General features: G+C 54.3%; 1 protein-coding gene. It reads left to right on the top strand.

Going from position 1 to position 258, the window contains the following annotated elements; all coding sequences use genetic code 11:
• Positions 1 to 8: 8 nt before the first annotated feature.
• On the top strand, positions 9 to 258 hold a 250-nt coding region (locus MiSe_RS50295; protein WP_226595120.1), incomplete at its 3' end, for a hypothetical protein.

The following is a 258-nucleotide window of genomic DNA, read 5'->3' as shown; positions in this document are numbered from 1 at the left end:
ATACTGCCGTGCCCCTACCTGTTGGCGAATCAATCGGTGGCACAACCTGTAGGGGCACGGCACCAGCAACTATTGTTCTCAAAACAGAGAAGGTTTATACTGCCGTGCCCCTACCTGTTGGCGAATCGATGGGTGGCACAACCTGTAGGGGCACGGCACCAGCAAATATTGTTCTCAAAACAGAGAAGGTTTATACTGCCGTGCCCCTACCTGTTGGCGAATCAATCGGTGGCACAACCTGTAGGGGCACGGCACCAG

The organism is Microseira wollei NIES-4236 (assembly GCF_020521235.1).
Lineage (GTDB): Bacteria > Cyanobacteriota > Cyanobacteriia > Cyanobacteriales > Aerosakkonemataceae > Microseira > Microseira wollei.
This window is presented reverse-complemented; position numbering and strand designations above follow the sequence as displayed.